Origin of the sequence: Rasiella rasia (assembly GCF_011044175.1) — a bacterium.
Taxonomy (GTDB): Bacteria; Bacteroidota; Bacteroidia; order Flavobacteriales; family Flavobacteriaceae; genus Marinirhabdus; species Marinirhabdus rasia.
Genome location: NZ_CP049057.1, coordinates 3106048 through 3131272, shown reverse-complemented (window position 1 = coordinate 3131272; position 25225 = coordinate 3106048). Strand labels below are relative to the sequence as shown.

General features: G+C 37.4%; 22 protein-coding genes. 3 read left to right on the top strand and 19 right to left on the bottom strand.

Annotation, left to right across the window (positions count from 1 at the left end; genetic code table 11):
- Positions 1-6 precede the first annotated feature (6 nt).
- From G5B37_RS13945 to G5B37_RS13860, 18 genes are all read right to left on the bottom strand, one after another.
- Positions 7-939, bottom strand: a complete 933-nt coding sequence (locus G5B37_RS13945) for a glycosyltransferase (RefSeq protein ID WP_404814782.1) — start codon at positions 937-939, stop codon at positions 7-9.
- 239 nt (positions 940-1178) lie between these two features.
- Entirely contained in the window at positions 1179-2114 is a 936-nt protein-coding gene (locus G5B37_RS13940) for a glycosyltransferase family 2 protein (protein ID WP_164680631.1), read from the bottom strand.
- 9 nt (positions 2115-2123) lie between these two features.
- Positions 2124-2900: a xenobiotic acyltransferase family protein gene (locus tag G5B37_RS15265; protein ID WP_318527356.1), complete on the bottom strand. Its 777-nt coding sequence runs from the start codon at positions 2898-2900 to the stop codon at positions 2124-2126.
- A 17-nt stretch (positions 2901-2917) separates the two neighbouring features.
- Positions 2918-4372 (bottom strand): hypothetical protein, encoded by a 1455-nt coding sequence (locus tag G5B37_RS13930; protein ID WP_164680630.1) that lies wholly within the window; start codon positions 4370-4372, stop codon positions 2918-2920.
- Positions 4365-5387, bottom strand: coding sequence for a nucleotidyltransferase family protein (locus tag G5B37_RS13925; RefSeq protein WP_164680629.1), 1023 nt, complete (start codon positions 5385-5387; stop codon positions 4365-4367). The genes G5B37_RS13930 and G5B37_RS13925 overlap by 8 nt, the downstream gene beginning before the upstream one ends.
- Positions 5380-6375 (bottom strand): N-acetylneuraminate synthase family protein, encoded by a 996-nt coding sequence (locus tag G5B37_RS13920; protein ID WP_164680628.1) that lies wholly within the window; start codon positions 6373-6375, stop codon positions 5380-5382. Before G5B37_RS13920 ends, G5B37_RS13925 begins: the two co-directional genes overlap by 8 nt.
- On the bottom strand, positions 6368-7171 hold the full coding sequence (locus tag G5B37_RS13915) for a cytidylyltransferase domain-containing protein (RefSeq protein ID WP_164680627.1): 804 nt from the start codon (positions 7169-7171) through the stop codon (positions 6368-6370). Before G5B37_RS13915 ends, G5B37_RS13920 begins: the two co-directional genes overlap by 8 nt.
- Before the next feature lie 4 nt (positions 7172-7175).
- Positions 7176-8231, bottom strand: coding sequence for an N-acetylneuraminate synthase family protein (locus tag G5B37_RS13910; RefSeq protein ID WP_164680626.1), 1056 nt, complete (start codon positions 8229-8231; stop codon positions 7176-7178).
- Positions 8232-8321: 90 nt separating this feature from the next.
- Positions 8322-9164: a glycosyltransferase family protein gene (locus G5B37_RS13905; protein ID WP_164680625.1), complete on the bottom strand. Its 843-nt coding sequence runs from the start codon at positions 9162-9164 to the stop codon at positions 8322-8324.
- A gap of 48 nt (positions 9165-9212) precedes the next feature.
- Entirely contained in the window at positions 9213-10352 is a 1140-nt protein-coding gene (locus G5B37_RS13900) for a LegC family aminotransferase (RefSeq protein WP_164680624.1), read from the bottom strand.
- Positions 10345-11349, bottom strand: a complete 1005-nt coding sequence (locus G5B37_RS13895) for an NAD-dependent 4,6-dehydratase LegB (protein WP_164680623.1) — start codon at positions 11347-11349, stop codon at positions 10345-10347. The genes G5B37_RS13900 and G5B37_RS13895 overlap by 8 nt, the downstream gene beginning before the upstream one ends.
- A 3-nt stretch (positions 11350-11352) precedes the next feature.
- Positions 11353-12651, bottom strand: a complete 1299-nt coding sequence (locus G5B37_RS13890) for an ABC transporter ATP-binding protein (protein WP_164680622.1) — start codon at positions 12649-12651, stop codon at positions 11353-11355.
- The gene (locus G5B37_RS13885) at positions 12651-13508 is read right to left on the bottom strand and encodes an ABC transporter permease (RefSeq protein ID WP_164680621.1); all 858 of its coding nucleotides are present in this window, start codon (positions 13506-13508) and stop codon (positions 12651-12653) included. The genes G5B37_RS13890 and G5B37_RS13885 overlap by 1 nt, the downstream gene beginning before the upstream one ends.
- Before the next feature lie 73 nt (positions 13509-13581).
- Positions 13582-14556: an SDR family oxidoreductase gene (locus G5B37_RS13880; protein ID WP_164680620.1), complete on the bottom strand. Its 975-nt coding sequence runs from the start codon at positions 14554-14556 to the stop codon at positions 13582-13584.
- A 23-nt stretch (positions 14557-14579) separates the two neighbouring features.
- Entirely contained in the window at positions 14580-15899 is a 1320-nt protein-coding gene (locus G5B37_RS13875; RefSeq protein ID WP_263649808.1) for a nucleotide sugar dehydrogenase, read from the bottom strand.
- A gap of 39 nt (positions 15900-15938) precedes the next feature.
- Positions 15939-16529, bottom strand: a complete 591-nt coding sequence (locus G5B37_RS13870) for a sugar transferase (RefSeq protein ID WP_164680619.1) — start codon at positions 16527-16529, stop codon at positions 15939-15941.
- 22 nt (positions 16530-16551) lie between these two features.
- Positions 16552-19035 (bottom strand): polysaccharide biosynthesis tyrosine autokinase, encoded by a 2484-nt coding sequence (locus tag G5B37_RS13865; protein WP_164680618.1) that lies wholly within the window; start codon positions 19033-19035, stop codon positions 16552-16554.
- Entirely contained in the window at positions 19035-19829 is a 795-nt protein-coding gene (locus tag G5B37_RS13860) for a polysaccharide biosynthesis/export family protein (RefSeq protein ID WP_164680617.1), read from the bottom strand. Before G5B37_RS13860 ends, G5B37_RS13865 begins: the two co-directional genes overlap by 1 nt.
- Positions 19830-19933: 104 nt before the next feature.
- Here G5B37_RS13860 and G5B37_RS13855 point away from each other — a divergent pair, with 104 nt between their 5' ends.
- The 3 genes from G5B37_RS13855 (at position 19934) to G5B37_RS13845 (ending at position 23555) form a co-directional block, all read left to right on the top strand.
- Positions 19934-21799: an ABC-F family ATP-binding cassette domain-containing protein gene (locus G5B37_RS13855; protein ID WP_164680958.1), complete on the top strand. Its 1866-nt coding sequence runs from the start codon at positions 19934-19936 to the stop codon at positions 21797-21799.
- Between the two features lie 181 nt (positions 21800-21980).
- A complete protein-coding gene (locus G5B37_RS13850; protein WP_318527355.1) occupies positions 21981-22667 on the top strand; it encodes an O-methyltransferase in 687 nt (228 codons plus the stop codon).
- Between the two features lie 183 nt (positions 22668-22850).
- Complete coding sequence (locus G5B37_RS13845; RefSeq protein WP_164680615.1) at positions 22851-23555, top strand: ABC transporter ATP-binding protein; 705 nt, start codon at positions 22851-22853, stop codon at positions 23553-23555.
- A 272-nt stretch (positions 23556-23827) separates the two neighbouring features.
- Here the strand turns inward: G5B37_RS13845 and G5B37_RS13840 are convergent, their stop codons facing one another.
- Positions 23828-25216, bottom strand: coding sequence for a T9SS type A sorting domain-containing protein (locus G5B37_RS13840; RefSeq protein WP_164680614.1), 1389 nt, complete (start codon positions 25214-25216; stop codon positions 23828-23830).
- Between the last annotated feature and the right edge of the window lie 9 nt (positions 25217-25225).

The window sequence follows — 25225 nt, the reverse complement described above, 5'->3', positions numbered from 1 at the left end:
TACTGGCTATTGTTTCATTAATTTTTCGAATTGCTTCTCATAGTCAAGAACATTTATACTGGCGTCATAATTTTCCTTAATATATACGCTCGCAGCAGTACCAATCTTTTTAAATTGAGCTTTTTCCTTGTATAAGATTTTTAGTTTTTGTGCCCATGCTTCGGCAGAGTTAGCCACCAAAAATCCATTGTCACCATTAGAAATATACGAATTTAAAGGTAGTACATCCGATGCTAGCACCGGCATACCCATAGCCATACTCTCAATAATAATTTTGCTTAGCCCTTCATATTCGCATGCATGACAGAGCAAATTCTGATTTAACACAGTACTCCAAAGTACCTCTTGATGTAAGAAAGGTAGAAATGTGATTCTTTCTGAAAGGCCTAAATTTTTAACCTGATTCATCATCTTTTCTTTGTTAGGTCCTTCTCCAATTAACGTAAGATGAATAGGTATTTCTTTAGCTAGTAAACTAATCGCCTCAACCAACAAATCTTGACGCTTTTGATATCTAGAAAAACGACTTACCATTACACAATTTAAAGTTTCCGAAGTACTGTCAATAACGCGTATTGGTTTATCTGTAACTAGAGCTACTCCGATGTCTTTGATGAAATGGTGCTTACTGTTTATTGTCATTTCTAGATCTTTCAATCCATCGGTATACAATTGAAAAAGTCCGTGGGAAATAAAATTTAAACTATCGGCCGTCTCGAAAAGATGATGGTATACTTCTTTTAAGGATGCATTCACTTTAATCTGTTCAAACCACCGCATACCCGCAATACGAACAACGAGTTTAAAATTATACTCTGGCGACTTCTTTAATTTGAGGTACCGTTTACACAAACTTAAATTGTAATATGTATAAACAATGTCTATTTTTTTGTCTGAAAGAATCCCTCTAATGGTTTTTCCGTGTTTAAGATTTGCCAATCGGTTTAAATAATGAACCTTCAACGGATTATAATATTTTGACAGATAAACAACGTTAACTCCATTAATTATCTCAATCTTGCTAGAGGTAAAAGAATGCTTTAAAATTTTTCCAACAAAATACACGATATGACCGCGGGCTGCAAGATGTTCGGCAATTAGACGCAATGATGTTTCTGCACCTCCAACAGGTTGTCCGTCATACGGCAGCGTTCCAGCATGGAATAAGATATTCAGAATTATTTTTTTAATTGATTATAAAAAAAGTAATATTTTTTAAAAAATCGATTGCTAAATTGTCCTAATGTAAAGTAAATTGATTTCGATTTAAAAACTCTACTTATTTGTTGTTTAAATCTTTGAGGTAATGCGATAGTGTTTTTACTTTTATAGTAACATATAACACATTTTAGTAAAGAATACCTATCAAATGCATCACTTGCGGCGCTCTCATGTACATCACAATACGTCAACCAGTGTTGTTCAAATTTTGTTTTCAGATAGGAACTTTGCTGTTTCCGTCTCGTCTGTCCAATAGAATCATCATGTGCTCTACGAAGTGTTAAAAACTCTTCTAAATAAAACATGTTTGTAGTTTTTAAAAGAAGCTTACAGTTCAAGTTATACTCTTGTCCTGCTCGTAGCAATTCATTGTAAGAAATTTGCGAAGCTACAGACCGTTTCAATATTAAATCTGGTGTAAACCAATTTACAGTGCCTATTGCGTAGTTCAAGAATGTTACATCCTTCTTTTTGAATTCATAATTTTTAAAGCTGATATTTTCCTTGTTAAAATACTTCGTTTTACTTACAACAAAATCTACGCTATGCTCCTTAAACGAGTTTACCTTGAGCTCTAATTTAGAAGCAACCATTAAGTCATCACTATCAAACCATTGAATAAAATCACCTTTACTAATTTCAAAGCCGTAATTTCTAGCAGCATTACCCCCTTTGGGTCTGTTAGACGGGCGTTCTACATATTTAAATCTTGCATCAGTATCGCAATACGACATCACAACACTTTTTGTCTCGTCGGTACTGCCGTCGTCTACAACTATGCACTCCCAATGGGTATACGTTTGCGCGCGTATGCTATCTAAAGTTTCGCCAATTAGGTGCGCCCTGTTTAGAGTTGGGATAATTATAGATACATAAGGTTTAGCTGTACTCATCCAATTCAATTAACTGAAAAAATCTGCATTCTTGACATTGTCTTTAAACAGCTCTTTGTTTTCTTTTATCTTTTCGATAGACCAATCCCACCAAGCTAATTTTTCAATTTTAGCAATTACCTCGGGCTCAAAACGATATCCAATAACTTTTCCAGGCACCCCGGCGTAGATTGCAAAAGGTGGTACATCTTTAGTTACTACGGTATTTGCAGCTATCACCGCACCATTGCCAATAGTAACACCTCCTAAAACAATAGCATGAGCTCCTATCCATACGTCATTTTTTATAGTAATATCGCCCTTGGTGGTACGCTCATTTTCCCACTTCTCTCCAAAGACATTCTTGCCAATATAGTATGATGTTAATCGCGACGTATTGTGATTAAAGGTTTGCATATATACATTGCGCGCAATAGAACAGAAACTACCAATAGTAACTTTTTCTTTCCCTGTTTTAATATCCAGATTTGGACCCCATAATGAAGTGTACCTACCTATAGAAATCTTGCCATACAGATGACATTCATTTAATTTACAATGCTCCTGTGTAGTAACCTTCCCCGTAAGTTCAGATTTTTTTATGGTATTGTTGGCACCAACCTCAGTTCCTTTTCTTAGAATAGCATCAAAAAGCTTAGAGTTGGCTCCAACTGTAACACCCGTTGCGAGGTAAGAACCTGAGACGGAAACATTCTTTGCAACTGCAACTCCTTTCCCAATTGTATTGAGACGTCTTGTGCCATTCTTTAGATAAGAGAAAAAAGCATTATGCAGTCTTTTGAACATCGATTGGTTATTTAGGCCTAAAATAAATCTTTAACTGTAGAATACCTAGTTTCAGGCAATTCATTTTTGGTTGTCTCACGTATTACACTTGTAAATTGCTGGATAAAATCTTCGTTTTCTGGATTTAAATACACTGCCCTTCCTGCTTCAATTAATGCACTAAAAGATTGCTTACCAATGGGGTGCAAAATAATTGTGCGCGTTTGCATTTGAGACGCCTCTATCACCGTACCCGAGTAGTGAGTGACATGAATAATGGCATTTGCAAGTAATTGGGGTAATGCAGCTTGAGTAGCTTCATCTATCCGTACTAATTCTGAAACTCCCTTATTTTTTAAAAATGTTTTGATAGTTTCCAATTCACCAAGTTGGCGTGGATGCAAACGCACAAACCATGGAAGTCCCAATTCTTTCATTAAATCAATGATATTTTCTGAAAATAGCTGAGATAGTGAAACAGGTTTGGGCTGTAAGGAATACAGTATATAGTTTTCTTCAGAAAATGTAGCAGGAATTTCTTTCCATAAATCTACCCACGGATTTCCTATTACTGCTGCTTTGTATAATGAAGACGAATTAGCCCAAGCATCTATGGTATCTTTGCTCGCCTTATCCCAACACCAATATTCTCTTGGCAACACCTGATATCCATCTACAGGCACCTTATTCCAGCTAGCATAGCACAAATGCAAAGGAGATTGTGGTCCATGCTGCATTTCTACAGTCTTAACATTTAACGCATTGGCAGCAGCAATGAGTAACATATTATTTTCTGAATAATAACAAAGTATAGAAAGTTGTTGTGGCTGAATCTTTTGCAATAATTTACTGAAAAAATCTAGTTTTGGAACCACCTTCCTCTCGTACCATTTCACCAATCGTTTTTCAGTATAATTTACTATAAACCCTTTTGTTTGCTCATTACTTTCTAACGTGTTTATAAAATCGCGATAACTACTATTTTCAAAGGTTAGGTTCGTAGATTTTATTCTCTTTTTCCTTAAAAATACCTGTAAAGCCTTATCATAATCATACAGCAAATGGCCAGCTTCAATATGACTAGAAGGTATCTTAGATGTTTCGAAGTACATGCTTTCTTGCTCCAACCCATATTTTTTAATAAGCACATCAAAAAAACGGTTATAACGTTTTCCTTTATAATTTACACGGTGTGCATCTTGGGCAACGAATATGTGTTTCTTTTTAGGAAGTCTTGACCACCAGAACGGTGTATAGAAAACAGCGTATAATTTGGCTAGTTTCTGGGCAAACCCGCTACGTTTTTTATGCGGGAGTTTTGCATTTGAAGTTTCTTTTTTGGTTTGGTATTCTACCTGTCTTATAAGATAGAAAAACAGCCGAATTCTAAGTATGGGCCAGAAGTAAAACCCGTTTAGGCTCCATTCATTCACTGGAAACCGGTCTTCAATTTCTAGGATAAAATCTTTTATTTCATCTCTAGAACTAATCATCACTTATTTTGTGATAATCTACAGGTTTTCCAATATCTACCCAATCTTCATTTACATTAAACACCTTTACCATATGTTCTTGGCTCTTGGCTTTCAGAAATAAATTAGGCATATCATAAAACTCATTGGTGGGTAACAACGTGGTCATTTTTGGGTGTAATAAATATACGCCTAAATTAATATGAAATATCTTGGTAGGTTTCTCCTTTAAGCTAATAAGGTTTTTTTGGTCATCAAAATAGACTTCTGCATAGGGATTTGTATGACTCAATTCTTTGGTACACATAACCGCCTCGGCCTTGTTAGAATTATAGAAATCTAACACATGTTGGTATTCTATATTACTAATAACATCTCCGTTTACTACAAAAAATGGATCTTCAAAACAGTCGTCCGCTATTAAGCTCAACGCACCCGCTGTACCCAAACGCTTTTCTTCAACAATGTACTCTACACTTACATTAAAGCGACTACCATCGCCAAAATAAGATTCTATTACTTCTTTCTTATAATTTACACAGAAGATAAATTTGTTGAATCCCTGATTCTTAAACGAATCTACAATATACTCAAGAATGGGTTTCCCCTTAATCTCTAACATTGGTTTAGGCGTGTCTTTTGTTAAATCTCCCAATCTTGAACCTAGTCCGCCCGCCATAATTACAACTTTATTGGGCTTGTACTCAAAATTCAGGTCATTTAAAAGAAACACCTGTTTTAATATTTTAGCATCATCAATTAATGGAATGTGCAACCTACGCTTAGACTGCAAATAAGAAACAATCTGGCTTCTTGGTGTGCTGTAATGTAAGGTAATGGGGGCTTTATTGATAATGGTATCTATATCCCTTTTTTGCTGAAGCAATGCTTTACGAATATCGCCATCGGTAACAATACCATACAAGGTTTCATCTCTATTTACAACCGCTAAAAACCCAACTCCATAGCTATCCAAATGCTGGATAACGTCTTCAAACGTTTCTAATTGATCTCGATAAATCTTATAACTACTCATTGTATACATTTTGTGATTGAATAGGCATGTCTTTTTCTACTGCCTTCACCAATTTTTTGCCTAGTAGTGCTTCCACTCTATATTGGTTATTCTCATGGGCATCCATCATTTTTAAGGCCATATCATTTTCTTTAAGAACGGTACCTTCAGCCAAATTTGCAGTAGCCACACACACTAGTTGTCTATTTCTATATACAACTTCGGTATCGTGAAATTGAAAGGAACTTTCAGCAGTACTTAAAACATGAGCCTCAATAAATCGAATACGCTCTATCATATTCTTTAGGGTTGCCGCATCTACCGCAGAATTATAATCTACCCGTTCTTTCCCTTGCTCTAGAGTCATGTGTTTTTCAAAAAAAGTTGCCCCTAACAAGCGTGCATACTCGTTACTAGTTACATTGAAATCGTCATCATGGGCAGAATGATCTGCATATCCAATAGCTTGCGCCGGATATTTCTGAACCAAATGGGCAATCTTACCAATTTTTACGTCTTCCAATTTACTAGGAAACGCCTGAAATCCTACCATAAGCACTTCTAGTTTTCCTTCAAAATACGAAATTTTATCGTCTATTTCTTCTAAGGTTCTTCCACCAACTCCTAAAATTATAGGAATTTGAGACGCTTTTACAGCGGCTAACAACTTGCTGTCGTAAAACGAAACCGAATGAATATCTAAGTACTTTACGGTGTGCTTTTCTAATAATTTAAATGCGCCTAAATCTAAGGGCATCATAATAATGTCGAGTCCCGCGGCTGTTGTATACTGAAATAGCTCACTCCACTGTGCAACATTAAAGGTATATGCTTCTAAGGTCGAAAATGCAGAATGTTTTGTAGATATAAAATCCGAAGCCTCTGTAAGCACCTGAAATTTAACACCGTTCACACCAATGTCACTGGCAGCATTTATAAGGTTTTTAATATAGTCTATATCACCTTCGTGGTGAAAAGCTGTTTCTACGTATACATACGATTTATTCATACACTTTCTTTATGATAGAATTTTGCTTACGTCTGTTCATATCTTCAGAAAATTCGGCTACAGAGACCATTTTTCCGTAGGGTAACTTTACATCTCCTGCCATGGCAAATTGAGTAACCGGCAAATCGTGAGATGCATCTTTGTAAATAGCAATAATATCCTTTAGTGTAATATCATGACTGCCAAAAATCTCTAACACTTTCTTAGTACGCACCAAATCTATTGGTGTATCTACAGTTACTGTGTAGTTTGAATAGTCTTCTTCAAAAACCTGAAGTACTCCACATTTGTAAGTTTTTGGTTCAAATAAGAACAACATTAAGTACTCGCTTACCGAAGGATCCATTTTTGAATAACAATCTTTAAGTGCCGAGAACCGAATCACCTCTGGCGATGCTCCAATAGGTACCTCAACAATTCGCGAGTAATCTAGTTCATTATCTATTAAAAACTGAATCTGATCATCTATGTACTCTGTTGTGGTAAACGGATTATCTGCTGTTATGCGCAGTACAATGTCTGCATTTTCTGAAGTTCCCACATCTATCATGCGTTCAATAACCTTGTCTTCAGAACCTCGGTACAATTTTACCTTATTTCGTATCGCTACATCTTCCAAAACATCATCTACTGGTTGTGTAGAGGTACAGATATAAATTTCATCTATTTGTTGAACTGTTTTAAGCCGTTGTACCAAAAAATCTACCATGGTAGTTCCTGGGGTAAGATCTCTTAGCACCTTTATAGGCAACCTTGTAGAGACGGTTCGGGCTATAATGCAAGCAACTGTTTTCATGGGTTTATTCAAAATGATCCCAAGTTAATAAGGTGTCTGCAGCAATATCGCAGTTAAGTTTTCTACCAGCAACATATAAATATTCGTTTGGAGGAATCCCCGTTCCTGGTCTTTTATAGTCGAAATGTTCTTCGGAAAGTACCGTTCCCTTTTTTAAGTCGGTTGCCGCAACAATACTACGTCTAAACTTATCTTTTTTAGCCTCCTCTTCGTCCGAAACGGTTCTATGCACATTACCCATAGCCGCCTGAATCTTTTTAGAATCATAGCAAATGGCTTTCATTTCAACCGGATCTGCAGAAATCTCATGATCCCAACCTGGTAAATCTTTGTCTAGTGTAAAATGTTTTTCAATGATACAAGCGCCTAATGCAACAGACGCTAACGGCACTGCGGTACCAAAAGAGTGATCTGAAAAACCAACAGGCAAATTAAAAGTATCCTGTAACATGGCTATGTTGCGTAGGTGAATGTCTTTGTCTTTTGGTGGGTAGATTGAAATACAATGTAAGAGACAAATTTGCTCATTGCCTTCTCCGCGAATAGTCTGCACTGCTCTGTCTATCTCGGCAATTGTTGCCATTCCAGTAGAAACTACTATAGGTTTCATAGTACGTGCCGCATACTTCAAAAATGGAATGTTATTTATATCCATAGAAGCTATTTTAAGAAATGGCACCCCAATTTCCATAAGCAAGTCTACTTCTTTAGTCGAAAAAGGAGATGAACAAAAATCTACGCCTTTGCCCTCACAATATTCTTTTAGCTCAAAATGTTGCTCTGGACGCAAGTAATACTTGGTTACCATTTCCTCTAAAGACCCAAAGTGCTTTTTTGGTGAATCGTCATATACCTGATTGCGATCATACTCCTCTTTAGCAATTAACGACTGTGGGGTCCATGATTGAAATTTTACAGCATCGCAACCACAATCTACTGCGCTATCTATCATCTTTTTCGCAAGATCCATATCGCCGTTGTGATTGGCACCAATCTCTGCTATGATGTAGGGCTGACTAAAATTGAATATTTCTTTATTCTTTGAAATTTGAATTTTCATCTGTTTCGACTATTGAAAAATTAGAAGATGGTACGCCTAATGCTTACATCTTCATTAAATTTATTCCGTACTTATAGGCACTGCATACGTTTACGGTTGTACTTGTTCCCACCAAAAGGGATGTTCTTGTTGTTTACTAAACTTTGTTAACTGAGTTTCAGAAAAAGTATCTAACGTTTGTACCATTTCTTCAAAACGCAGCGCCAAGGGTGTGATTTCTTCATCTAGCTTAGCCAAAGCTTTATAATGCTGCAATTTTACTGTTGCTTCTTTTTTAAACCGTTGCAAAGTTAACTTTTTTAAACCAATAGTATTGCCTTCATACTGTCTATAATAGATATGAGTACTCGACGTAAAGTGTGCTTTTAAGCCGCTTTTCAAAAGACATGAAAACACATACCAATCTACGGCTATTAACGATGCTGGTAGCGCTAAGTTTTTTGGCAAGATGGAAGTTTGAATAGCAGTATTACCTAGTCCTAATACGTTGTAATGGCGTAAACTTTCATATGAAATATCCTCTTTAACTTCGGGACGAATGCTCCAATACCCTTGTTGTAATAGTTTACCGGCCTCATCTACCAACCAAACATCATTTGCTATAATTGGATGCTCCTTCAGCAATTTCTTAGAAATAGCAATTCTATTAAGCGCAAAATAATCGTCTGTGTCACCAAACACAGCAAAGTCAAATTCTGAAGCGGCAAGGTATGTCAACATTTGTTGACGTATTTCGGCACTAGTTCCAGAAGCTGTAATTATTCGAAAAGGTAAGGTGTATTCAGATACGTGTGCTTCTAAATTTTCAACACCATCGTTAAAAAGTAATAGGGTAAAATCTGAATCGATTTGCGCCTGCAAAGAGCTTAAGAACTCCGGAAAGAACGGTATATTTCCTTCAAAAATTACACTAGCAAAGCAACAAGAATTCATAGTAGTTTATAAATTAACACAAAGATACAATTGTTAGCATACTTCCTTCTACAAAATTACACTACTCGGAATATTCACCACCCGAGCCTCAAGAAATTCAGAATCTTCCAGTAAAGCACTTGGACAATCTGCAAACATGGGTAACCGATTCATGAGTTGCCAGATAGGTCGTGTCATAACACCATGTGTATTAGTGTATTCTAAAAATTCATCACGCTGATTTTCGCTATCTAACAATAACGCCATAAGCCAGTAATTAGACTGTGTATTCTTTGGCTCTTCAATAAACTGTAACCTTTCCTTGGTACAAAATGCCTCATATCTTTCTGCTAAAGCTCGTTTTTTCTTCAAGAACAATGGTAATTGCTCTAATTGCGCCACTAAAAGCGCCGCGTTAAGATTTGGCATACGGTAGTTGTACCCTATGGCATCGTGTTCGTATTTGTATTTATGCGGAATTTTAGCCGTTGTAGTAAGGTGCTTTGCTCTTTTAGCCAAGGTTTCATCATTCGTGGTAATGGCACCTCCTCCGCCTGCCGTGATTACTTTGTTCCCGTTAAAACTGAAAGCGGCTACAGCACCAAAGCTGCCAGCATGCTTGCCATTTTTATAGCTACCTAAGGCTTCTGCGGCATCTTCAACCAAGGGTATACCATAGGTATTACACACCTGCACCAGAGATTCTATTGCCCCTATATGGCCAAAGGTATGCATAGGCACACAAGCCGATATCTTGCGGTTGGTAATTTTATTATAACAAGTACCATTTCGCATTTCGGCTACAGATTCTAGATGCGATGCCAGTTTTACGGGGCACATCCCCAAAGTAGTTCTGTCTACATCTACAAAATGCGGAACGGCACCCAGGTACGAAATTGCATTACACGTAGCAACAAAAGTGAGCGCTTGCGTTAATACCTCGGTGTCTTTTTCTACGCCAGCTAAAAGCATGGCAATGTGCAGAGCAGCTGTACCGTTAACGGTTGCCACCGCATACGATTGTTGGGTGTTTTTCGCAAAATCCTCTTCAAACCGGTTTACATAAGCGCCTACAGAAGACACAAAGGTAGAGTCTATGGCATCTGCTACATACTTTTTTTCATTTCCTACAAACCGAGGTTCATGTAACGGAATAAAGTCTGTTGTACCAAATTCATTTTGAACAAAAGAGACCAGGTTGCTATACATTGTAAATACCCGCTTTGTATTGCTTTAAATTTTCTTTGTTTGCAAACCAGTCTATGGTTTCCTGCAAGGCATCGTTGAATGCGTACTGCGTTTTCCAGTTGGTATGTTTCATGAGTTTGGTATTGTCTCCAAACAATCTAAAAACTTCACTTTTTTCTGGACGAAGACGGGTTTCATCTAAGGTAATTTTAGCCTTCGGATTAATTAGTTTAATTAAACGTTCTGCTACTTCGCCAATAGTAATTTCAGAATTGGTAGCAATGTTAACCTCATGCCCAATTAAAGAAGGCGTATTAGCGATGGTTTCGAAACCACGTACTGTATCTTTTACATATAGCAAATCACGGGTTGGTGTAATATCGCCTAATTTAATTTCATCAAAACCGTTAAGCAATTGTGTAATAATAGTTGGAATAAAAGCGCGTGCAGACTGCCGTGGACCAAAGGTATTAAAAGGACGTACTATAGTAACAGGAAGGTCGAAACTTCGGTAAAACGAGTCCGCAATGCAATCTGCGCCTATTTTTGATGCAGAATAGGGTGATTGTGGTTGTTTTGGGTGCTTTTCGTCTATAGGCACATATTGCGCTGTGCCATATACTTCTGAGGTAGAAGTAACTAAAACGCGTTCTATTTCAAAATCACGGGCTGCCTGTACTACATTTAATGTACCCTTTACATTGGTATCTATATAACTATCTGGCGAGTGGTAGCTAAAAGGAATTGCAATTAACGCAGCCAAGTGATATACTATCGATACATCTTTCATAGCTGTGCGTACCCCGTTGGGGTCTCTAATATCGCCTGTGAAAACTTCAATGTTATCTAAGGTTTCTTTTGGAAGGCTATCTAACCAACCCCAAGAGTTAAAGGAATTATAGAAGCAGAACGCCTTAACCTGATGTCCTTGCCCAACAAGGTATTCTACCAAATGTGAGCCAATAAAGCCATCGGCTCCTGTAACAAGTATTTTTTTTGAGTTTACAAATGTTGACATGCGTTATTTTTTTATTAGTTCTATAGAGGCCTCTTGAATAAAGCCATTAGGCCTATTAAAAACGCCCGATTTCCAATAGTCACTTTTCATTACTGACATGGTTCTTGCGTTTTGAAGATTATCTATTACATTGTGTTTTGAATTCTGCGAAAGCTTTTCACTAATCATATAACTAATAGTATACTCTCCTTCTCTGAACTGCAGTTTAGGTATGCTTATCTGAAAATACCCTGATTTTGAAATTTCAGAAAAACGAATTCCCATCTCGTCTGTACCAATAGTGCATGCAAGTTCATCTTTTTGATTTCGAAATTGAACTACAAGTGTGAGTTGACCTGCTTCAACAGGCTTATATTGAGTATAATAAAATTTCATTGCATACGATTCTCCAGAGTACAATTCGGATACTTCAACATCTCGATTATTCTCAATTTGTATCGATTCTATTTGCAATTTTTTATTTCCCTTTCTATCTGTTCGCTCAAGAATGTGTGTTTTACTAAGTTGAAAGGCATTTTTTAAATAATACTCTACCGCATCATTCGCATTTCCTTCGTAAATAGATTTACCATTTTCAAGTACAATCCCACGGGTACATAAGTTTTTAACTGCCGCCATATTATGACTTACAAACAAAACTGTTCTACCATCTCCCTCGCTAATCTCCTGCATTTTGCCAATGGCTTTTTTCTGAAAGTCTACATCGCCAACCGCTAAAACCTCGTCTACTACCAGAATATCAGGCTCTAAATGTGCTGCCACCGCAAACGCCAAGCGTACGCGCATCCCACTACTATATCGTTTCACTGGAGTATCTATATACATTTGGCAGCCAGAAAACTCGATAATCTCTTCTTCCTTGCGCTTTATTTCTGCCTTGGTCATTCCAAGTATAGCACCGTTTAAGTAAATATTCTCTAGGCCCGTAAGTTCTGGATGAAAACCAGTACCCACTTCTAATAATGAGGCAATTCTACCTCGGGTTTTAATTACTCCTGTTGTAGGCGCAGTAACGCGACTCAATATTTTTAAGAGCGTAGATTTTCCCGCACCATTTTTTCCAATAATCCCTAATACTTCACCTCTCTTTAATTCAAAATTAATGTCTTGTAACGCCCAAACATAGTTTCCAGTGGCTTTGGCGCTTCTATCGTTTTCAGCCCCTACTTTAAGATAAGGGTCAGGCTTGCCTAGTATTCTCGCAAGAAACCTATTGAAATCGTGTTTTACAGTACCGGTACCAACAACACCCAAACGGTATTGTTTGCTAATATTTTCAGCTTTTAAAATTACCTTTTCCATTATACAGTATCTATAAAACTTTTTTCGGTTCTGTTAAAGACAACTAGTCCTAGAAAGAATAAAACCAATGAACACACCAACGCATATACAAACCCCGTCCATGTAAAGTCTCCCGACCCCAACACCATATATCTAAACCCTTCAATAATTTGGGTTACCGGATTAAAGGTTACAAAATCTGCAACATAGCTCGGAAACTTTTTATTAGCTTCACTCAGCGGGTACGGCACTGCAGACAAATACATAAGTAAACCAACAGCAAACGTAATAAGTACTTGAAGGTCGCGATATTTGGTTGTTAATGAAGAAATAATCATTCCAGCTCCCAAACCAAGACATGCCATCATAAGCAATAGAATTGGAAAAAGCAGTAACGTCTCATTTGGCGCAATAGCTGTGCCTGTGCTTACATAATAAACATAGAATATAATTAATATAAGTGCTTGTATTCCAAACTTCAATAAGTTTGAAATCGTAACAGACATTGGCATAATTACCCTTGGGAAGTACACTTTGCCGAACAACGATTGGTTTCGTGAAAATGTATTAGACGTACCGGTAAGGCAAACCTTAAAATAGTTCCAAGCCGTGATTCCAGTTAGATTGAATAAAAAAGGAGGAATTCCACCCGTACTGATATTTCCTAGGTTATTGAAGACAAGCGTAAAAATAACCGATGTGAATAAGGGTTGTATAAAATACCAAAGTGGCCCTAGAACAGTTTGTTTATATACAGTTACAATATCTCGCTTAACGAATAAAAATAGTAGATCGCGGTAGCGCCATACTTCTTTGAGATTTAAGTCGAATAACTTTCGTTTAGACGAAATCTCATATAACCATTTCTCTTCTGCCATAGCATTGCAAGTTACTATTTATAATGATTAACTTCCAAAAGACGTCATTAGTTTGTGCACTCTATTAAACCATCTAAAATCCTTCCCAAGTAATTGCCAAGCCATCTTTCACCGAAAACTTAGGACTGTAATCAAGCAAACGATTCGCTTTATCGATATTTGCTAGCGAATCTTTTACATCTCCTTTTCTAGGTGGCCCATAAATGGCAGCCATATTCGTTTTAGAAATTGCTTGTAAATCTTCCCAAAGGGTGTTTAGACTAATACGTTCGCCAAATGCCACATTATAAACTTCATTTACGGCGTCTTCTGGTGCGAACAAAGCTTTTATGTTTGCTTGCACAGCGTTTTCTACAAAAGTAAAATCTCTTGTTTGTTCTCCATCACCATTCATGGTTGGCGCCTTACCGTCTTTTAAGGCTTGCATAAATAAAGGTATTACAGCTGCATACGCTCCTGTTGGACTTTGTTTAGGTCCAAACACGTTAAAATAACGTAAGCCTATAGTTGCAGTGCCGTAGGTTTTATAAAAAACATCTGCGTATAGTTCGTTTACCAATTTGGTGACCGCGTATGGCGAAAGTGGTTTCCCTATAGTCGCTTCAACCTTAGGTAAATTTTTACTATCTCCGTAGGTGCTACTGCTAGCAGCATACACCAATCTTTTTACCGAAGCGCTCTCGTTTTGAGCGATAAGCATATTTAAAAATCCAGAAACATTTACTTCGTTTGAGGTAGCTGGATCGTTTATACTTCTAGGCACACTTCCTAACGCCGCCTGATGTGAAACATAGTCGATTCCCTGCATGGCTTTTTTACAAACGGCAACATCACGTATATCTCCTTCTAGCAATTCAAGAGCTGGATTACCTTCAAATTGTTTCAAGTTTTCACGAAAGCCAGTGGCAAAATTATCGAGTACGCGTACTTTTTTTGCGTTAAATTTCAGCAGATATTCTACTATATTAGAACCAATAAATCCAGCTCCTCCAGTTACGAGAAAAGAAAAATTAGCTAACGATTCTTTATGGTATTGAGTAGTGTACACTAGTTAAAATTAAAAATATTGATTTACAGACATCCGTCTACTTTATCTTTGGGAAGAAAGCCCTTTACGTCAAATACTACAGAGGGTGAAGCTAAATGATTCTCTAAAGGAAACGTTGAAAACTCATTATGACCAACCGCCAATACAACAGCTTCATAATTTTGCTTTAGTTGCGATTCGTCTGTAAGTAAATGCAATCCAAATTCGTTATATACTTCGGTAACATTTGCCCAGGGGTCGTAAACATCTATATTTAAATTGTACTTTCTAAGCTCTTCAATTACGTCAATTACCTTGCTATTTCTAATGTCTGGACAATTCTCTTTAAAAGTAATTCCCATTAGCAACACATGCCCGTTCTTAACTTTACATTCTTTCTGAATCATTAATTTAATGATTTCTTGTGCTACATAGTTTCCCATTCCATCATTCATACGTCGTCCTGCTAGAATAATCTCAGGGTTGTATCCTTCTTCTTGAGCTTTCTGTGCTAAATAATATGGGTCTACACCTATACAGTGACCACCTACCAAACCTGGGGTGAATTTAATAAAGTTCCATTTGGTAGCTGCCGCTTCTAAAACGGCCTGCGTATCAATATCCAGCAATCTAAATATCTTGGACAGCTCGTTTACAAAGGCAATGTTTATATCACGCTGAGAGTTTTCAATCACCTTGGCAGCTTCCGCAACTTTTATACTTGGTGCCAAGTGAGTCCCTGCGGTAATAACAGATGCATATAGGGCATCTATTTCTGCTGCAATCTCTGGCGTAGAACCCGAGGTGACTTTTAAAATTTGAGTTACTGTATGTTTTTTATCTCCAGGATTAATTCGTTCTGGTGAGTACCCTGCAAAAAAGTCTGTATTAAACACCATTTTAGATTCTGCCTCTAAAATTGGGACACAAATTTCTTCTGTAACCCCTGGGTATACGGTAGATTCGTAAATAACAACATCTCCTTCTTTTAATAACTTCCCAATAGTCTCACTTGCCTTAATAAGTGGAGTTAGCACAGGCTGGTTGTATTTATTGGTTGGTGTTGGTACGGTTACAATAAACACTGTTGCAGCTTTCATGTCTTCTGCCGATGTTGTAACTACAAGTCCTTTAGCAGGGTTTTCCTGTAGCACTTCAGCCAATTGGTTGTCTGAAACTTCAAGTGTATGGTCTTTACCCGATTTTAACTCGGCTACGCGACGTTCATTAATATCAAAACCAATGACTTTATATTTTTCGGCAAAAGCCACAGCCAATGGTAAGCCTACATAGCCTAATCCAATAATTGCAATAGTTGATTTTTCTTTCATCATTTTTCCTCTTGCACTTCCATTTATGTGCATGTTATATAATTATGTTTTTGCTATATCTTATACGCCAAATCAAGAAAAAATTGATTTTGAAATATAAGAGATGTCTTTTTGTAAGCTCCATTGCTCACTGTATGCTTTGTTAATAGCAACCTTATCTGGCCAAATTACCGTATCGTTATACTGTAACGGATTTTTTTGGAGCAGTAACAGTTGGTCTTCATTTTTATATTTCAATGTAGCTGGCCCTGTAATTCCCGGTTTTAACTCCAAAATCTTTCTGTCCTCACCTTCTAACAAATCGGCATAACCAGGAATATCTGGTCTTGGACCTACCCAACTCATCGTTCCTATAAGAACGTTAAACAATTGAGGCAACTCGTCTAATTTTGTACTTCGCAACCATGCGCCATATGCAGTTTCACTGTTCTTAATAGCTACAATATCAGCATGATTAGCACCTTTTAAAGAGCGAATTTTATAGAGTTTAAACGGCTTTCCGTATTGACCAATGCGCTTTTGAACGAAAAGCCCATTTCTACGCAATACTACTGTTGAAATACTAAGCAGCAAAAGTAACGGAATTATAGCAAAAGGAAGCACAAGAATTGAAAGAGTTACGTCAAAAATACGTTTGCTATTTTTTTGCTTAGATGTAAGCATGCTGCGGAAATTTTAACTGCTGTTATTTTCGCCTTTTGCGGAATATATTCGTCATGCGTTTAAGGTAGCTGTCTTTCTTTTCTTCTTCATGATACCCATTGCCATACTTCCCGTAACCGCCATAACCATAGCCATACCCATAACCGTAGCCGTAGCCGTAGCCGTAGCCGTATTTAGCCTTCTCTTGATAGTAGTTTAATACAAAGCTTATGTTTTTTACCTCGCCTCGCTTGTATTTTTCATTAATCATACCCAGCATTCGTTTTCGCGTATAATTCTGGCGAACCATATAAATTGTTGCATCTGCGTAGCTAAGCAACTCTAAAGAATCTGCCACTAACCCCATTGGCGGCGTATCTAGTATAATATAGTCGTACGATTTCTTCAATTCTAAAATCAACGAATCCATACGTTCGCTCATCAATAATTCTGAAGGGTTTGGAGGAATGGGACCAGAAGTAATAATGTCTAGATTCTCTATTTTAGTAGATTGAATAATAGTGTCTACAGTAGCATCATTTACTAGGTAATTCACAACACCTACGCTATTGTTAATATTGAAATCTCCAAATATTTTAGGTTTCCGAAGATCAAGCCCTACTAAAATTGTTTTCTTCTGACTAAGTGCAAATACGGAAGCTATATTGATAGAGGTGAATGTTTTTCCTTCGCCACTAACCGAAGAGGTCACCAACACTGTTTTACAGCCATCTAAGCCTTGTTTTCTATACAAGAATTGAAGTCCTGAACGCAGCGCTCTAAATGCCTCTGCAATCGCAGATTTTGGTTTTGTGAGTACCGCTAAATTAGAGTCTAATCGGCTTTTCCCAATGACACCAAGCACGGGTATTTTTGATTGCCGTTGAATATCTTGAAGGTGATGAATTTTTGTATCGAAGAACACACGTAAAAACACGAACACAAATGGAATTAACAGACCAAACAATGCCGCCATTACATAATTAAGTTGTGTATTAGGTCCTATTTGCCCGCCTCCAGTATCTTTTGCAATATCGATTACCTGAACATCGCTTACATTTGCCGCTTTCACCAAATCTGCTTCACTTTTCTTAGCGAGAAACAAGTTATATACCCCTTCGTTTAAACTATAACGACGTTCAATTTTAAGAAGGTCTTGTTGCTCTTTAGGAAGTTTTCGCATCTGGTATTCTAAAGATGCTATTTCGCTATTAATGGTTCGTATTTCTTGATTTTTTAAGCCTTTAGTAGACGTAATATTTTCAATTAAGATTCGCTTTACGGCATCAATCTGTCTATCTATATCAAGCAAGGGCGTAGCCCCTTCTTTGTATGAATATTCTAAGGTACTTCTACGCTGTGCCAATTGCACAATTTGACCAACACCTGAAACAATACTCGCTTCAGAAATTCCAGCAACTGATGGAGCCGGAACATCACGATAATCTTTTCGGGTTTGTAAGTAGTTTTCTAAGGTATTGTAGTAATTTAACTCTCGTTCAACATTTTCTTTTCGTAAATCGAAATTGTTAAGCTTCGCCTTAATATCGGCACCTTCAGTATTTAAGTCAATAACTGCATTCTTGTCTTTAAAGTCGTTGAGTTCTTTTTCTACTTCTTTTAACTCCTTCGATTTTACACCTAAGCTACTATCAATAAAACGAATGGTTTTTGTGGCGAAAAGATTTTTGCGTTTCAACATATCTTCACTTAGCACCTCTACCGAAGTATTAAGATAATCTACAATACGTGCTTTATTCCTTCCTGCAAGACTTAACGTTAAAACAGAAGAGCCTTGGCCCGCTGAGTTTACCTGAATATTGGTATACCCCTTTACCGCACCATCAAAATTTGAAAAATTAAAATAAAAGTTCTTACCCGGAACTACAGGAATTTCTTGATTTGGTAAAACGGTACCACTAAATAGCGGCGTATTGATTTTCTCACCAATCTTGTAGTCCTGCTCTACAGTTCCACTGGCAACAAATCGTCTTGTTTTTTCTTTAGTGGCATTATACAACTGAAATACTTTGTTACCTTCATTTTCAATTTCAGTAGAAAGCACAAAATTCACCGAATCTTTAAAAACTATCTTAAATTTTTGACCCAATAATTGCTCCTTAGCAGTATCCACTTCAATAGTAAAAGGTGTCTGTTTGTACGCGTCAACAAGCTGATACTTACCTTCTCTTTTATAGTTTAAATAATATTGGAGTCTATCTACTACCTTCTCGTTATGCGAGCGAGAACGCAAGGTTATTACAGAGGTGTTAACTTTATCTGTTGTACCTCCCCAATTAAAGGTTAAGCTAGTGGTGGTTGTAAAAAATGGATTTTGATCATCTTTTATAGTTACCAACGTATCCAATCGATATGAAGGAAGTTTTCTAACATTAATGTAATAAGCAATACCAAAGCCAATAGCTAACGAAATCAAAAACAGCGGCCAATAACTTAAAAGCTTATATAAAAACCCTTTAAAGTCGAAGTTAATCTGTACGTCATTTATATTGAAATCTTCACTCATTATAATCTTGTAAATAATAATACTGTAGTTACCAATGCAGTAAATACTGTGAGTATTGTTGTGAAAGATTGCAAACCTGTAGTACCCGTACCAAGAGCTTTTTGTGGCAACGGATTTATCAAAATTAAATCATTGGGCTGCACCCAATAGTACGGTGAATTCATTGCCGAAATTTGCGTTAGGTCTATATGCCCAACTTTCTGCCCAGCAGGAAACTGCCTAATTACAACAACATTAGTTCTATCTCCTGTTAGAGTAATATCACCACTGTTGGCAATCGCTTCCATGATTGTAACAGCATCTCTGTAAATAATGTTAGAACCTGCTCCTCCTATTTCTCCGTTAATAGTATACCGAATACCTGCTAATTTCACCGTTAAGAATAACTCACTACGCTCGGTAAACGTTGTTTCTAATAATTGTTTTTCAATTTTTTCACGTATTTCATTCACCGTAAGTCCTAAAACAGGTACTTCACCTAATTCTGGAATTCTAATATTTCCGTGAGGGTCTACTACAAAACCATCGTAATACAGACGCTCTTCTCCTGTAGCATTTGGATTAGCATCTCCTATAGGATTAAACGTAGCAACACCAGCTGGATCTATGGCTTTTCCTCTAATACTTAAGAGATCGTTTACTTGTACACGATAAGGATCAGGTTTTTTCCGCAAGGCATACAGACTGTCTACAGCCGTCTCGTCTTCCTGAAGGTACACCAATTGCTTTGTAGAAATACAGGACGTAAAGCCTAAGACAATCACCAATAAAAATAACAGGTATTTAATGTTCATAATGGCAGGGTGTATGGCAACAAATATAAATGAACCATAACAATAATGAAAGGTATTTTATGCGTTCTGACTAAAAACTGCTTATTTTGCCAAAAATTGTATTTGTGAATTACCTTTCGGTAGAAAATATTGCTAAATCGTATGGAGAACGTGTTCTCTTTACTGATATCTCCTTCGGGATTAACGAGGGGCAAAAAATTGGTTTCGTTGCAAAAAACGGAACAGGAAAAACATCGTTACTTAACATTCTATCTGGAGATGATGTTCCAGACATCGGAGAAGTTGCATACAGAAAAAATTTAAAAACTGCTTTTCTTTCTCAAGAGCCCAACCTAAATCCTGACCTTACCATAGAAGAAACGATACTGGCTTCAGACAACCCCGTGCTCAAAATAATTGCACGCTACGAAAAAGCACTAAAGAACCCAGAAGATACTGAAAACTATCAGGCTGCCTTTGATGCTATGGATGCACATAACGCATGGGACTTTGAAACTCGCTATACCCAAACACTTTTTAAACTGAAGTTAGACGATCTTAGTTTGAAAGTAGGCGCGTTAAGCGGCGGACAAAAAAAACGTCTCGCACTAGCCTCTGCATTGCTTCAAAGTCCGGATTTACTTATAATGGATGAGCCTACCAATCATTTAGACCTTGAAATGATTGAATGGCTAGAACAACTTTTTGCCAAAGAGAATTTTACCATTTTTATGGTGACTCACGACCGTTATTTTCTTGAGCGGGTTTGTAATGAAATCATAGAGTTAGACCACGGAAAATTATACAGCTATAAAGGAAATTACAGCTATTACTTAGACAAACGAGACGCTAGAATTGAAAATGAAGCTACCGAAACCAATAAAGCAAAACAACTCTATAAAAAAGAGTTAGACTGGATGCGCCGCCAACCCAAGGCGCGAACCACTAAAAGCAAAAGCAGGATAGACGATTTCAGCGAAATTAAAAGTCGCGCCCACCAACGCCGTAACGATCATGAAATTCAATTAGAACTTAACATGGAACGCTTAGGCACCAAAGTTGTCGAGCTCCACAATGTTTCTAAAAGCTATGGTGAAAAGGAATTGTTTACAAAATTCGACTATAATTTTCTGAAAGGTGAACGCATTGGTATTATTGGCAAAAATGGCACAGGAAAGTCGTCATTTTTAAATATACTAACGGGAAAACTAAGACCAGACACCGGCAAGGTGGTTATTGGTGAAACTGTAAAATTTGGATACTACACTCAAAAAGGAATAACTATTAAACCAGGTCAAAAAGTAATTGATGTGGTACGCGAATTTGGAGATTACATCCCCTTAAAAAAGGGGCGCCAAATTTCTGCACAACAACTCCTAGAACGCTTTTTATTTGATAGAAAAAAACAATACGATTTCGTTGAAAAATTAAGCGGTGGCGAGCGTAAACGATTGTATTTGTGTACGGTTTTAATTCAAAATCCCAACTTTTTAATCCTTGATGAACCCACCAACGATTTAGACATTGTGACGCTAAATGTACTGGAAAGCTTCTTACTTGATTTCCCTGGCTGCCTTCTTGTAGTATCACACGACCGTTATTTTATGGATAAGATTGTAGATCATCTGTTTGTCTTTCAAGGCGAAGGAGTGATTAAAGATTTTCCAGGAAATTATAGCGACTACCGAATTTATGAAGATAGTACTCCAGCCGAAACAAAAGAAGAAGGGTCTTCAAAACCAAAAAACGACTGGAAAAAAGACCAAAACAAACCGCAACTAAGCTATAATGAGCAAAAAGAACACGGCCGACTAGTAAACGAAATAGCCAAACTTGAAAAACAACGCGAAACACTTCAAAACCAATTTGCTACCGAAGGCTGGGACGGTGAAGAAATAGACAAACAATCTCGAAAATTGCAAGAAATTATAGACAGCATTGAAGAAAAGGAACTACGCTGGTTTGAATTAAGTGAAAAATTAGAGGGCTAGTTATTTTAAAGTGACTTCTTGAGCGCAGTCAAGAGATTAATATACCTAGAAAAACTAAAACAGATTAAAGCTGCGCAGAAGCAGACGACGTACTTTGTATTACCAACTAAAATCATACCTCAACTTTCTCCTTCACTCCAGCAATGAGCATGGGGTGCACTCGCCTTTTGTGTATACTTTGATGACAAAATGTTTTTATAACAAATCTTCGCATGTAGATTACCAACTACTAAACACACACAGAAAGGCATTGCTCTCAGACACTTCAGAGATTGCAATAACAGATTTCGGGGCGGGCTCTCGTGTATTTAAGAGCCCTATTAGGAAGGTTTCTGGCATTGCCAAGCATGCAGGTATTACTCGCAAAAGACAGCAACTCCTGTTTCGGTTGGCAGCATATTTTAAGCCAGAAACAATTTTAGAATTGGGCACATCGCTAGGGATGGGCAGCATAGCACTGGCGTTAGGGGCGCCTACTTCTAAGGTAATAACGGTAGAAGGCTGTGAAGCTACTTCGGTTAAGGCCCAGCAGTATTTTGATGAATTTTGTATTAAAAACATACAGCGTACTACGGCTACCTTTGAATCATTCTTTGCCGAAAATTTAAAAGAAACGTATAATTTGGTCTATATAGATGGAAATCATAACAAAAAAGCAACGCTTAGCTATTTCGAGGCACTTTTAAGCCATGTTACCAACGATACTGTACTAATATTCGACGATATCTATTGGAGCAGAGAAATGACAGAAGCTTGGCTAGAGATTATCGCTAACCCCAAAGTAACGGTAAGTATTGACACATTTCAATGGGGGTTTGTTTTCTTCCGAAGAGAACAACCAAAGCAACATTTTGTGATACGAACTTAGTAATTGGAGAATAATCAGAATTTTTATCAATTGATACTTTAAGCCTCCGCAGCTACAAACCTATGCCCTACTTTATTAAATAATTGAAATGTTATAATGTGTATTTAATCTTCACGTTAAGTGTAACAACATTCCTACCTTTGCGTCATATGAACCATATAAGCCAACTAAACACTAGACTCCATGGGATTGGTCATTAAAATAAGAAACATTATACGCGATTTCCCGCTTGGGCAAGAAATTGTACACGTATTAAAAGGAATTGACCTAGATATAGAACAAGGAGATTATGTTGCCCTTATGGGGCCCTCAGGATCTGGTAAATCTACCTTAATGAATCTTCTAGGTTGTTTAGACACCCCAACCGCGGGCACTTATGAACTAAATGGCACAGATGTTAGTAACCTCACAGACGATGAACTAGCTGACATTAGAAATAAAGAAATTGGGTTTGTATTTCAGACCTTCAACCTATTGCCCCGAACCACAGCCCTAGAAAATGTTGCATTACCAATGGTGTATGCTGGAGCTTCTAAAGCGCAACGAAACGAACGTGCCGCAGAAGTATTAACCAATGTAGGTCTTGCCGATAGAATGGACCACAAGCCTAACCAACTCTCGGGTGGGCAACGCCAACGTGTAGCTGTAGGAAGAGCCTTGGTAAACAAGCCCTCTATTATTTTGGCAGATGAACCTACCGGAAACTTAGACTCTAAAACTTCGGTAGAAATCATGAAGCTGTTTGATGATATTCATGCGGCAGGAAATACTGTGATTATAGTAACGCACGAAGAAGAAATTGCAGAACACGCCCATAGAGTGATTAGACTACGTGACGGAATGGTAGAAACAGACGTGAGAAATAGAGAATGGGTAGTACGTAATTAGTAGTGAGTGATGAGTGGTGAGTGACGACATAAAACTTCTAAACCCCTCAACGTTTCTTTGTGATTTGTCTTTTGGAATTTGTAATTTCCCAACATGGTAGCGATAAACATTTACAATCCGTATTTTGTGATTTTTGGGCTTTTGGTCCTAGCGGTTATTGTGTACTTCTGGAATAAAAAGAATACTGCAAACAATCGTAACAGGCGCCAACGCAATTTTAAAAGCGGCTATTTAGAACGAAAGAAGGAGCGGGAGGAGGATGAAAAATAGTGTTACTCTTTTATAAACTGTTTGACTATTTTTACATTTTTGTTTGCAGACAGTGTAACTACATAGACCCCGCTACTTAAAGCACTTACATCTACTTCATTTGTTTTTCCTTTGGTCTCAACTACAGTTTTACCTTGGTTATTAGTTATAGTAACTTGAATAAGTTCTATGTTGGGGCTTGAAATAAACAAAACAGACTGAGTAGGGTTGGGGTAAACGGCTACCGTATCTATTACGTTATTATCTACCCCTAATATGGTTCTATTTTCAAACCATACAATTTTATTGTTATTCTGTGACGTTGCAAAGATATCTTGGTCTCCATCACTATCTACGTCTACGGCAAATACTTCCCTTGTAAGCATCAATTTATCCGAAAGCACCTGTTTAGGGCCAAAATTGCCCAATCCATCTAAGTTTTCAGACCAAGCCACCTCAGAGGTTTCTTCTATAGCAGAAGGTGTTGAGCCATAAATAACATCTTGATCACCATCATTATCTAAATCTGCAGCGAATATTGAGGTACATTGAAGTGCTTCATTTGTAACTAATTTTTCAGTACTGAAATTACCTGCACCATCTAAATTTTCGAACCAAAACACAGTGTCTGCACCATTATATGTCCCAATAATATCAAAATCACCATCACCATCAATATCTCTTGAGATTACATCAGAAGCATACGTAGGGTCTCCACTCGCCACAATATTTTGAGGTCCAAAAGTGCCTTGTCCATCTGTATTTTCAAACCAAGAAATGGTGGTGCTACCCGCAGAATTAGCCACCACATCCAAATCACCATCATTATCTATATCTACAGGAAAAACTGATCTACAACTAGGAAGTAAAAAAGAAATAGAATTTTCAGTTCCAAAGTTACCCGCTCCATCCAAGTTTTCATACCAAACGGCACTTTGTTCGAAATCGATAGCCGCCACAATATCCATATCCCCATCACCATCTATGTCGGCACCTACTGCATCAAAAACGCCATCCGCAGACATATCAACTATTTGGCGAGTACCAAATGCACCAGCACCATTTAAATTTTCGTGCCAATGCACAGTGTCTAAGAGGTTATTACACACAATAATATCTAAATCGCCATCGCCATCTAGGTCTGCCATCTGTACGCGCTTTACTTCGTTAGATTGCCAAATTGGGATAATGGGTCCAAAAGAACCATAGCCATCTACGTTTTTAAACCATGCTACTTCGTTACTAGATCTAGCACCAGTAAGAACATCTTTAAAACCATCACCATCTAAATCTGCCACAATAATAGATACCGGAAGTTCTGCCTCCATGCTTATCAACTGTTCAGTACCAAATTGAGCAAAACTTGCATAATAACCAACCAAAAATACGATTGTAAATAATTTGAATTTCATAATATATTT

Excerpts from the sequence above, each read along its gene's own strand:
- G5B37_RS13940 (WP_164680631.1), bottom strand. The coding sequence starts at position 2,114 with ATGAGTACAGCTAAACCTTATGTATCTATAATTATCCCAACTCTAAAC.
- G5B37_RS15265 (WP_318527356.1), bottom strand. The coding sequence starts at position 2,900 with ATGTTCAAAAGACTGCATAATGCTTTTTTCTCTTATCTAAAGAATGGC.
- G5B37_RS13930 (WP_164680630.1), bottom strand. The coding sequence starts at position 4,372 with ATGATTAGTTCTAGAGATGAAATAAAAGATTTTATCCTAGAAATTGAA.
- G5B37_RS13925 (WP_164680629.1), bottom strand. The coding sequence starts at position 5,387 with ATGAGTAGTTATAAGATTTATCGAGATCAATTAGAAACGTTTGAAGAC.
- G5B37_RS13920 (WP_164680628.1), bottom strand. The coding sequence starts at position 6,375 with ATGAATAAATCGTATGTATACGTAGAAACAGCTTTTCACCACGAAGGT.
- G5B37_RS13915 (WP_164680627.1), bottom strand. The coding sequence starts at position 7,171 with ATGAAAACAGTTGCTTGCATTATAGCCCGAACCGTCTCTACAAGGTTG.
- G5B37_RS13910 (WP_164680626.1), bottom strand. The coding sequence starts at position 8,231 with ATGAAAATTCAAATTTCAAAGAATAAAGAAATATTCAATTTTAGTCAG.
- G5B37_RS13905 (WP_164680625.1), bottom strand. The coding sequence starts at position 9,164 with ATGAATTCTTGTTGCTTTGCTAGTGTAATTTTTGAAGGAAATATACCG.
- G5B37_RS13900 (WP_164680624.1), bottom strand. The coding sequence starts at position 10,352 with ATGTATAGCAACCTGGTCTCTTTTGTTCAAAATGAATTTGGTACAACA.
- G5B37_RS13895 (WP_164680623.1), bottom strand. The coding sequence starts at position 11,349 with ATGTCAACATTTGTAAACTCAAAAAAAATACTTGTTACAGGAGCCGAT.
- G5B37_RS13890 (WP_164680622.1), bottom strand. The coding sequence starts at position 12,651 with ATGGAAAAGGTAATTTTAAAAGCTGAAAATATTAGCAAACAATACCGT.
- G5B37_RS13885 (WP_164680621.1), bottom strand. The coding sequence starts at position 13,508 with ATGGCAGAAGAGAAATGGTTATATGAGATTTCGTCTAAACGAAAGTTA.
- G5B37_RS13875 (WP_263649808.1), bottom strand. The coding sequence starts at position 15,899 with ATGCACATAAATGGAAGTGCAAGAGGAAAAATGATGAAAGAAAAATCA.
- G5B37_RS13870 (WP_164680619.1), bottom strand. The coding sequence starts at position 16,529 with ATGCTTACATCTAAGCAAAAAAATAGCAAACGTATTTTTGACGTAACT.
- G5B37_RS13865 (WP_164680618.1), bottom strand. The coding sequence starts at position 19,035 with ATGAGTGAAGATTTCAATATAAATGACGTACAGATTAACTTCGACTTT.
- G5B37_RS13860 (WP_164680617.1), bottom strand. The coding sequence starts at position 19,829 with ATGAACATTAAATACCTGTTATTTTTATTGGTGATTGTCTTAGGCTTT.
- G5B37_RS13850 (WP_318527355.1), top strand. The coding sequence starts at position 21,981 with ATGACAAAATGTTTTTATAACAAATCTTCGCATGTAGATTACCAACTA.
- G5B37_RS13845 (WP_164680615.1), top strand. The coding sequence starts at position 22,851 with ATGGGATTGGTCATTAAAATAAGAAACATTATACGCGATTTCCCGCTT.
- G5B37_RS13840 (WP_164680614.1), bottom strand. The coding sequence starts at position 25,216 with ATGAAATTCAAATTATTTACAATCGTATTTTTGGTTGGTTATTATGCA.